General features: G+C 67.7%; 11 protein-coding genes. 2 read left to right on the top strand and 9 right to left on the bottom strand.

What is annotated here, in order from left to right; translation table 11 throughout:
* Nucleotides 1-327: nucleoside recognition domain-containing protein (locus VGL40_03105; protein HEY3314257.1), on the top strand; the 327-nt coding region annotated here is incomplete at its 5' end.
* A 5-nt stretch (nucleotides 328-332) separates the two neighbouring features.
* Nucleotides 333-536: a hypothetical protein gene (locus VGL40_03100; protein HEY3314256.1), complete on the top strand. Its 204-nt coding sequence runs from the start codon at nucleotides 333-335 to the stop codon at nucleotides 534-536.
* A gap of 77 nt (nucleotides 537-613) precedes the next feature.
* Here VGL40_03100 and VGL40_03095 read toward each other — a convergent pair whose 3' ends face one another.
* From VGL40_03095 to VGL40_03055, 9 genes are all read right to left on the bottom strand, one after another.
* Nucleotides 614-1,267, bottom strand: a complete 654-nt coding sequence (locus tag VGL40_03095; GenBank protein ID HEY3314255.1) for a TMEM165/GDT1 family protein — start codon at nucleotides 1,265-1,267, stop codon at nucleotides 614-616.
* Between the two features lie 191 nt (nucleotides 1,268-1,458).
* Nucleotides 1,459-2,091, bottom strand: a complete 633-nt coding sequence (locus VGL40_03090; GenBank protein HEY3314254.1) for a class I SAM-dependent methyltransferase — start codon at nucleotides 2,089-2,091, stop codon at nucleotides 1,459-1,461.
* A 5-nt stretch (nucleotides 2,092-2,096) separates the two neighbouring features.
* Nucleotides 2,097-2,834, bottom strand: coding sequence for a cytochrome c biogenesis protein CcdA (locus VGL40_03085; protein HEY3314253.1), 738 nt, complete (start codon nucleotides 2,832-2,834; stop codon nucleotides 2,097-2,099).
* A 1-nt stretch (nucleotide 2,835) separates the two neighbouring features.
* Nucleotides 2,836-3,411, bottom strand: a complete 576-nt coding sequence (locus VGL40_03080) for a hypothetical protein (protein HEY3314252.1) — start codon at nucleotides 3,409-3,411, stop codon at nucleotides 2,836-2,838.
* Nucleotides 3,408-4,388, bottom strand: a complete 981-nt coding sequence (locus VGL40_03075; protein HEY3314251.1) for a hypothetical protein — start codon at nucleotides 4,386-4,388, stop codon at nucleotides 3,408-3,410. The genes VGL40_03080 and VGL40_03075 overlap by 4 nt, the downstream gene beginning before the upstream one ends.
* On the bottom strand, nucleotides 4,376-4,879 hold the full coding sequence (locus tag VGL40_03070; protein ID HEY3314250.1) for a zinc ribbon domain-containing protein: 504 nt from the start codon (nucleotides 4,877-4,879) through the stop codon (nucleotides 4,376-4,378). The genes VGL40_03075 and VGL40_03070 overlap by 13 nt, the downstream gene beginning before the upstream one ends.
* 61 nt (nucleotides 4,880-4,940) lie before the next feature.
* Nucleotides 4,941-5,462 (bottom strand): cytochrome c-type biogenesis protein CcmH, encoded by a 522-nt coding sequence (locus VGL40_03065; GenBank protein HEY3314249.1) that lies wholly within the window; start codon nucleotides 5,460-5,462, stop codon nucleotides 4,941-4,943.
* Nucleotides 5,459-7,423 carry a heme lyase CcmF/NrfE family subunit gene (locus VGL40_03060; GenBank protein ID HEY3314248.1) on the bottom strand — a complete coding sequence of 655 codons (1,965 nt, stop codon included), beginning with the start codon at nucleotides 7,421-7,423 and terminating at the stop codon, nucleotides 5,459-5,461. Before VGL40_03060 ends, VGL40_03065 begins: the two co-directional genes overlap by 4 nt.
* A 6-nt stretch (nucleotides 7,424-7,429) precedes the next feature.
* Nucleotides 7,430-8,470: a hypothetical protein gene (locus VGL40_03055; protein HEY3314247.1), complete on the bottom strand. Its 1,041-nt coding sequence runs from the start codon at nucleotides 8,468-8,470 to the stop codon at nucleotides 7,430-7,432.
* Nucleotides 8,471-8,868: the final 398 nt, after the last annotated feature.

The raw sequence follows: 8,868 nt of genomic DNA, 5'->3' as shown, positions 1-8,868 counted from the left end.
CTCCCCCGGATCCAGGCCCTCTTCGCCCCGGTCACCCAGGGCTGGCTGCACCTCCCGAGGCAGGCGGCGGACGCCTTCATCATGGGGATCATCCGGCGCGACTTCGGCGCGGCCGGCCTTTACAGCCTCGACCTGAGCGCGGCTCAGCGGCTGGTCGCGGCGGTCACGATCACTCTCTTCGTCCCCTGCATCGCCTCGGTGACGGTGATCTACAAAGAACGGGGCGCCCGCGAGGCCTCGGTCCTCTGGCTGATCAGTTGGATCTTGGCCTTGGCCGCCGGGGGCCTGGTCGCCCTCGGTCTGAGGTTGGCCGGTTCATGGAGGTGAAGGAGATGGGCGGGCGACTGACCGATCCCCGCGGCGAGGGGCGCCATGTCTGTGGCCAGGAAAGCGCCCGTGGAAGCCGAATCTGCCCCCGTTGCGGCCTGCCGATAACCAACCCCCTGACCCTGGTCTGCCCGCGCTGCCTCGAGGTTCTGGCCGGCGCCGATTGTCGCCACTGCCCGCATCGTTGCCGCCCGACCGCCGAACGTTGAGGATAGAGACCACGAAGAGCAGGTCCGAAGGTGCCTCCGGACCTGCTCTTCTTGACTTGATTCCGGCTGTCGGAGATTCAGCCCTTCGCTTCCGAGCCGCGCCGGCGGAACAGGAGGAAGGCCGGCAGCCCGAGGCCGAGGACGCCGGCGGCCCAGGCCACAGGGGACAGCCCGAGCCCACCCTGGATGGTCGAGACCAGCCCGAACCCGAAGAAGACCAGAGCGGCGCAGAGCCGAATGGCCCGTTCGGGCAAGCGGGCCCCGAGAAGCTGCCCGACCAGGACGGCCAGACCGTCACTGAGGACCATCCCGACGGTCGAGCCGAGCCAGACCGGGATGGGGGGACGACCGGCCGCCAGAGTCACCGTGCTGAGCATCGTCTTGTCTCCGAATTCGGCCAGGAAGAAAGTGATGGTCACCAGCCAGAACGGGGAAGTGACCGGCCTCTCCCGGGACTCTCGCTCCTCGAGGCTATCGCCCCGCAACGTCCAGAGGCCGAAGGCGATGAAGGCCAGCCCGGCGACGAACCTCACCACGGCGATGGGCAGGAGCCCGCCGGCCAGGCCCCCGAGGGCCACCGAGATGACGTGAACGACCAGCGTGGCCACAAAGACGCCGGCCAGGACGACCCCGGCGCGATACCTGGCGGCCAGGGTCAGGGCGACCAACTGGGTCTTGTCCCCCAGCTCGGCCAGGAAGATCATCCCGAGCGAAAGCCAGAACGGGTTCATCAGCATGTCCCTCCCAACGGTGATAACCGCTCGGCTCAAACAAAAGAGACCTTCACACCCATTGGGGTGCAAAGGTCTCGCCAAACCGTGCGGTCGATAGGGCCAGGCTTTAGGCCAGTCTGTTGACCCTATCCTTGAACGGCTACTCCCCTTCGCTACACCGCAATTGTAGCTCGTCGCTGGGAACCTTGTCAAGGGTCTCCGGGCCCCTTGGCCGGCCGGGCGGTGATCAGCTTGACGATCCCTTTCATCCCGAGGTCCTCCACGGAAACGAGCGACAGGCCGGCCAGGCGGACGTTCTCCACGGTCCGCCGGTTGATGTTGGCCCCGACCACCCTGACCACGAGCGGGTTGAGCGCATCCATCAGGGCGCCGGTGATCCGCCCGACGGCTCGGACGTGCTCCATCATCAAGACCAGGCCGTCCGGACGGCAGACCCGGGCGATCTCCCGGAGGCCCAGGACCGGGTCGGGGACGGAGCAGAAGACGAAGGTATCGACCACGGTGTCAAAGCTGTCGTCGGCGAAGGGGAGGGCCTGGACGTCGGCCCGCATCAGGTGTACCGGCGCGGCCGCCTCCCCCAGCCGGCGCCGAGCCCGGGCCAGCATCCCCGGAGCAATGTCGATGGCCGTGACCACCGTGCCCGGCCGGTAGAAAGGCATGTTCTTGCCGGTGCCCACGCCGACCTCGAGGACCTCGCCGCGGGTCCGCTCGAAGACCTTCCGCCGCCAGACGGGCCGGCCCATCCGGTCGCAGAAATCGTAGAAGGGCGAGAGGCGATCGTAGCGGCGGATGACGACCTCGCTGGCGGGGAAGATGACCATCACTCCTACATCCCAAGCCTTGGTCGGGAACCGATCCAGGGCGAGAGCCGCCCCGACAGGTCGGTGAACCGGCCGGACAGGACGGCCAGGCCGAAGGCCAACATGAGCAGGCCGGCGGCGAAGGAAACCGCCCGGCGGTACTTGACGAGGCCGCGGATGGAGCCGATGACCGCCCCCAGCGAGTAGCCGACGGCCAGGTAGGGGAGGGCCAGTCCGATCGAAAAGGCGGCCAGCAGACGGGCCCCGACGGCCGCCGAGCCGGTCGTCCCGGCCACCATCAGCAACGAGTATAGGGTGTACGCGATGCAGTGGGAGCAAACCACGGCAAAGATGAGGCCGACGAGGAAGGCCGTGGCGAGTCCGGGGCGACGGGTCACCCGGCGATAGTCGAAGCCGATGTGGCCGAGGAGGCGGTCGAGCGGCCGGCGCACCAGGCCCATCAGGTGGAGACCGAAAAGGATGACGACCAGCCCGCCGAGCCAGTTGAAGTAGGTGAGCCCCGCCCCGAGGGCGCGCCCGGCCCCACCGGCCACCGCCCCCGCGGCCACGAAGACGATGGTGAAGGCGGCGACGAAGGCCAGGGTCCGGGCGACCACCGTCCAGCGCAGGGTAGCCGGGACCGAGCCGCCTTCGAGGTCCTTGAACGACAGGCCGGTGATCAGGGTGAAGTGGACCGAGAGCATCGGGATGATGCACGGGGAAAGGAAGGATAGGACCCCGGCGGCGAAGGCCGTGGCGGTCACGTCACTTGCCGCCCGCAGCGGCCGCGGCCAGGTATGGCGGTTCCCAGGTGAAGGTCCGGGTGACGTCGCCGATCCCCTGGATCTCCAGGGTGAGGCGCTTCGTCTCGGCGGTGATCAGGGGGCGACCAGAAGCGTCCGCCCGCCCCACCCTCAGGATCCCGTAACGGTGGTGCCCGTCGTCCGACTCTGAAGTCCAGGTGAAGCCGTCCGCCACCTTAGCCCCCTGGTCGTTGGCCAGGGTGGAAAGCCCCTCGAGCTTATAGCCGGCGACTGAACCACCATGGGTGGTGAAGAAGACCTCGAAGGCCAATTGCCGCTCACTGGGCTCGATCGGGTTGAGAAAGACGGCCGACACCTGGATGCCGCCGCCCTCGCTCATCCTCGCCAGGTCCTGTTCGCTGAACTTCCCTAGGGCCCTCTTCGACTGGGCCGCGGCGGCCTGCCTGGCCGCGTCGAGCCTCGCTTCCTCGGCCAGTCTGGCCGCTTCCGCCCGGCGCGCGGACCAGCCGTAGAGGGCCACCGCCGCGACGATCAAGGCCAACCCGATGAAGAGCGGCAATGCCGCGCTACGCTTCAAGCTTGGTTCCCCCCAGACCCGGCCATCAAGGCCATCAACTCGCGCTTCAGGGTCGAACGCTTCGAGCGGTACTCGCTTTCGGGGAGACGGCCGGCCGCAAACAGCCGGTCGAGTTCAGCGATCTCCCTGACCAACGCCGATCGCCTGGGGCGGTCCGGTACGCCGGCCGGCCCGCTGACCTTCACCTGGCCGCGCCCGTTTCGAGCGAGGGAGACGGCCGCCCGCCCGACCGCCCCCAGGCCGACCACGACGATGGCCAGGATGATCACGATTCCCGGCAGGCCCCAGTGCCCTGGCTGCCCGGTGAAGCGCTGCCAGAGCATGACGTTGTCGGGGCCGCCGTGGGAAGATCGGTTGAGCAGCCGTCCGGCGTTCGGCGTCAGGGTGGACGGCGGGGCGGACGGCGCGCCGTCGGATTTCACGGTCGCTCGGATGGTCAGGTTCTGACCGGCCGCCACGGCGTCGGCCCTCAGGTTGGCGTAGGAGACGCCGTTGAGGTCGCTGACCGAGACGGTCAGAGGCGCATCGCCAGTGAGGCCCAGGAGGCGGTCCTCGGCGGCGACGGAGAAAGCGGCCGTGTCGTAGGTGACGGACTTCTCGAGCTTGGCCTGCCCGCCGGTCATCGGCAGGGAGTAGCTGAGGACGACCTCCCGCTGACCTCCCGCGGCCAGCCCGGACGAGTCGACCACCCCGGCCGCGTCGGACGTGACGTTGGCGGCGTCGAACCCCGACTCGAGTTTGAGGTCGGAGTAGCCGGGCGGGAGGGGCATAGATACCGTGTTCACCGCCCCAGAACCGGCGTTGACCAGCCCGGCCGCTTCCTTGACCAGCAGCCGGTCGCCGGAGGGGGTCAGGACCAGGTGGTCGTAATCGAGACGGAGGCCCGCGGAGGCTGCCAGGGCCGATGTCGCCCGAGGTGTTGCCGGGAGCAGGGCGACGGCAAGGGCCAAGGTGAGGGCGAGGCTCAGGCGTCGCATGGCTCCGCCTCCGGAGCGGGCATCCGGGTCGCGCACTTGTGGCAGAACCGTTGACCGGCCGAAAGCAGCCGAACCCCGCAGGCCGGGCAGAAACGGACCTCGACTCCCGCGCCCTTCGCTTCTCCGCCCTCCAACTCGGCCTGGACCTCAGCTTCGATGATCGACTCGAGGTCCTCGACGGCCTCCTCCCGGCGGATGATCTCCAGGGCTTTCGCCTCCAGTTCGGTCCTCAGCGCCTCATAGTCTTCCTTGGCCAGTTTGTGGGTGGCGTAGTCGTACTCGAGCTCGGCCAAGGTGGCGTAGACGGCCTCCTTGTTGGCCGGCCCGGTCGAGGCCGGCGCGTCCGTCCCCGGGTCGCCGGCCGCGGGGCCGGCGCCGGCCACGGCCAGCAGCGGCTGGATCTCGTCCTCGCCGTCGGCCGCGCCCATCAGGGGCCGGAAGAGGGCGAAGCCCGCGGCGACCACGACGATCAGGATCAAGGCGGTGTACATGACGGTGTCCTCCTAGAACGGCGCCCCTCCTGCGCGGACCATCGGCGGCGCCGGTCGAGTCTCAGAGATAGTCCTGGAGTTCCCGCTGCATCCGGTCCTTCAGGGCGGCCCGTTCGGACTCGTCCAGGCCGGCGGTGGCGGTGTCGATGGCGGTTGCTCCGACCGGTCCCGCCCCCGCGGCTTCGGCCACCAGCACCCGGTGCCGCCGCACCCAACGCCGGAGAATCAGGTAGAGGAGGGCGCCGGCGACGACGATGGCGATGAACGGCGTCACCCAGGCGGTCAGGTCGAAGCCCTGGGTGGTGGGGGCGGCCAGAACCGGTTTGCCGTATTTGCCCACCAGATACGCCATGATCTTCTTCTTGTTCAGGCCCTTGTCGATCTGGCCCTGGATCTCTTCCCGCATCGTGTTGGCCGTCCCGCAGTCGCAGTCCTTGACCAGCTTGGTACAGTTGCACTGGCAGAGGATGTCGCCCTCGATGTCCCGGACGGTCACGGGTGGGGCGGCCAGGGCCGGCGCCGTGGCCAGGAGGACCGCGGCGACCACGAGGGTCGCGATGAATGCCCGCTTCAACCCGATCACCCCAGTCTCCCGGCCAACCGGCGGCGATCCGGCCAGACGGCGAAGAGCGTCCCCGCGATGAGCAGGTACTCGCCGATCCAGATCCAGGCCACGAGCGGGTTGACCAGAGTCTTGAAGACGGTCGGCCTGCCGCCTTCCTCCCAGCCGGCCAGGATGACGTAGAGGTCCTCGCGGAGGCTGCCCTTGACGGCCACCTCGGTCGACGGGTTCTCCTGATTCGGGTAAAAGTCCTTGGAGGGCCGGAGGACGCCGATGTCCCGGCCGTTCTGGATGACCTTCAAGTCGGCGAAGACGACGCTGCGGTAGCCCTCGTCGCGCTCCCCGAGGCCTTGGTAGATCAGCTGGTAGCGGCCGATGTCGATGGTCTCGCCCGGCTGGATCGACTTGGTCTGGTCGATCTGGTAGACGTGGGAGCCGGCGATGGCCACGATCATCAGGATGACGGCCAGGTGAACGACGTATCCACCGTACCGCCGGCGATTCTTGACCAGCATCCGCGGCAGGGCGACGAAGGCTGTCTCGCCGGTCATGTGCATCCTCGCCCGCAGTCCGCGAGTGACCTCGAGGACGACCGTCGCCGTGACGAAGAGCGAGGCGGTGTAGGCGATCAGGGCTCCGGGGCTGCGGATGCCATAGGCGAAAGCGCCGACGGCATAGACCAGGGAGGCCGCCGCCGGGTAGAGGAAGTTGCGGCGCAGGTTGGCCAGAGAGGCCTTGCGCCAGGCGATCAGGGGGCAGATGCCGATCAGGGCGACCAGGAGGAGGCCGATGGGGACCATCACCCGGTTGTAGTAGGGGGCGCTGACGGAGACCTTGTTGCCGGTGACGGCCTCCGAGAGGAGCGGGAAGACGGTGCCCCAGAACACGGTGAAGGCGCCGCCGACGAGGATCAGGTTGTTGGCCAGGAAGCTCGATTCCTTGGAGAGGAGTCCCTCGAACTGATGCTCCTCGCGGAGCAACGGCAGGCGCTTCAGGGTCAGCCAGAGCGAGGCCAGGACGGAGGCGGCAATGAAGGCCAGCAGGTAGGCCCCCAGGGTCGAGTCGCCGAAGGCGTGGACCGAGGCCAGGACGCCGCTGCGGGTGAGGAACGTCCCGAAGAGGGTCAGGGCGAAGGTCACGATGATCAGGGCGACGTTCCAGATCTTGAGCATCCCGCGCCGCTCCTGGATCATCACCGAGTGGAGGAAAGCCGTGGCCGTCAGCCAGGGCATCAGCGAGGCGTTCTCGACCGGGTCCCACCCCCAGTACCCGCCCCAGCCCAGTTCGACGTAAGCCCACTGGCCGCCGAAGATCATCCCGATCGACAGGAACAGCCAGGTGACGATGGTCCACCGGCGGGTGATCCTCAGCCAGAGGTCGTCGGGCCGCCTGATGATCAGGGCGGCCATGGCGAAGGCGAACGGCACGGCGAAGCCGGCGTAACCGAGGTACTGCGTGGTCGGGTGGATGATCATCCCGGGGTTCTGGAGGAGGGGGTTGAGGCCCTGACCGTCGGTCGGCGGGTTCGGCAGGACATTGAAGGGCGAGGCCACGACGGCCAGCAGATAGGCGAAGAAGGCGCCGATGGCGAGCAGGATGGCCAGGACATAAGGGGACATCGCCGCGCTCTCATCCTCCCGGTAGCGGGACAGGGCGACGATGGCCGTGTAGAGGCCGAGGACGAGGGTCCAGAGGAGGAGCGAGCCCGCGTTGTGGGCCCAGAAGGCCGACACCTTGTAGAGGACGGGCAGGCCGAGGTTGGTGTTTATGGCCACATACTCGAAGCTGAAATCGCTGGCCACCAGACGGTCGAGGAGGACCACCGAGGCGCCGACGATGGCGGCCGCGAAGACCATCGCCGCCGCCCGCCCGCTCTTGATCAGGCGGCCGTTAAGGCGGCTCACCCCCAGGGAGAGGGCGGCCACGCCATAGGCCGAGACGGCCAGGGCCAACCAGATGAAGGAACGACCCAACTCAGCCAAGAACGGTCACCTCCCCCGCTCGATGTCGTCGATGATCTGCCGGTACGTGGCCTCGCTGATCTTACCGCTCAGGAGGAGCCGGCGGGCGGCCTGCTTCTCGGAATCGGCGGGGTCGGGTTTGGCGGTCCGGGAAGGGGCGCCCCGGTTCGAGGCGGCGCGATCAGACCCGGGTCGAACGCGGGTCCGGCTGCCGGCCCGGTTCGGCCGCGACCCCCCCGGGCGGCGGCCGCCGGCTCGCGTCCCGTAGGCGAGAAGCCCACCGATGCCGCCGACACCCAGGATGGCCAGGAACCAGAAGGAGGGGTCCTTGAACAGACCGCCGCCGGTGCCGCCCGAGCCGGTCCCCAGGGAGGCTCCGGCCTTGGCCACCGACGGCCGGTTGTCGGCCTTGGCGTAGCTCAGCTTCAGGCTGACCGGCTGCTCGGGACGGAGGTTCTCGAAGCGGTAGGTCGAGTAGTTGAAGCCCTGCCCGTCGACCCCTTGCTGCTGGGGCTTGGGGTCGAGGACCAGGTTGGACGAACGCAGCGGGGCCATGACCGTCAGGCTGAGCTGGCCCACGTCGTAGGAGGGGTGGAAGAAAAAGTCGATGTCCCGCTGGGTCTCCTTGACCCGCAGCGGGTTGTAGTAATACTCGACATAAATCGGATAGCTTGCCCCGGGATTGATCGGTTTCGAGGGAGACCACGAGAAGGTCAGATAGTCCTGACCGGTTTCGGTCCCGTAGGGGGCGCAATAGGCGTGCTTGTCGCTGCCCTTGGCTTCACATATGTGGACCTCGTTGGTGGGTCCGGCCGGGTCAATCCCCTTGGGGACGTGAAAGGAGATCTTGCCGTCGTAGGGGGCCGTCGCGCCGTTGACGAAGCTCAGGTCGTAGGCCACGAGGACGTCCGTCGTGTCGTATTCCGGCTCGAGGTGGATATCCATGGTCTTGATGCCCAGACCGCCGGGGGCGGGATTGCCCGCTGCGGACGCGACGGTGACCGGGGCGAGGGAGACCCCGAGGACCAGCAGCGTCAAGAGAGCGGGGACCAGCAACTTCGCGCGCACAGGAAGGACCTCCAGTCAAACGCTTCTTTGAGAATGCGCCGTTTGTCACAATCACCCGGAGAAAAAAGGCCCGCCACCGGGGTTTTGGGGAGGGATGGCAGGCCCCGCGGGAGATGGCCGCGAACAGCCGATTCTGTTCCTTATACCCAACGGGGGTATAGCATGAATCCCGGCATCATTATAGGGCTGCGCTTTGGTTCAAGTCAATCGTAAATACACTTTGTCGATATTAAGATTCCTTTAGTTGGTCAACAGACGAGCAACGGCCCGGATTCCCGGTCCTGCCGACGGGTCCGGGGAAGTGCGTCCGGCCGCCGTCCTCGACTGTGCCAGCCGGCAGGATGCGGCGAGGCTCCGGAGAAATGTACATCGACGCGCTGCAAGAGGAGGACAACCCG

Source organism: Bacillota bacterium, from assembly GCA_036504675.1.
In the GTDB taxonomy this organism is placed as follows: Bacteria; Bacillota; Sulfobacillia; order JAJYWN01; family JAJZPE01; genus DASXUT01.
This window is presented reverse-complemented; position numbering and strand designations above follow the sequence as displayed.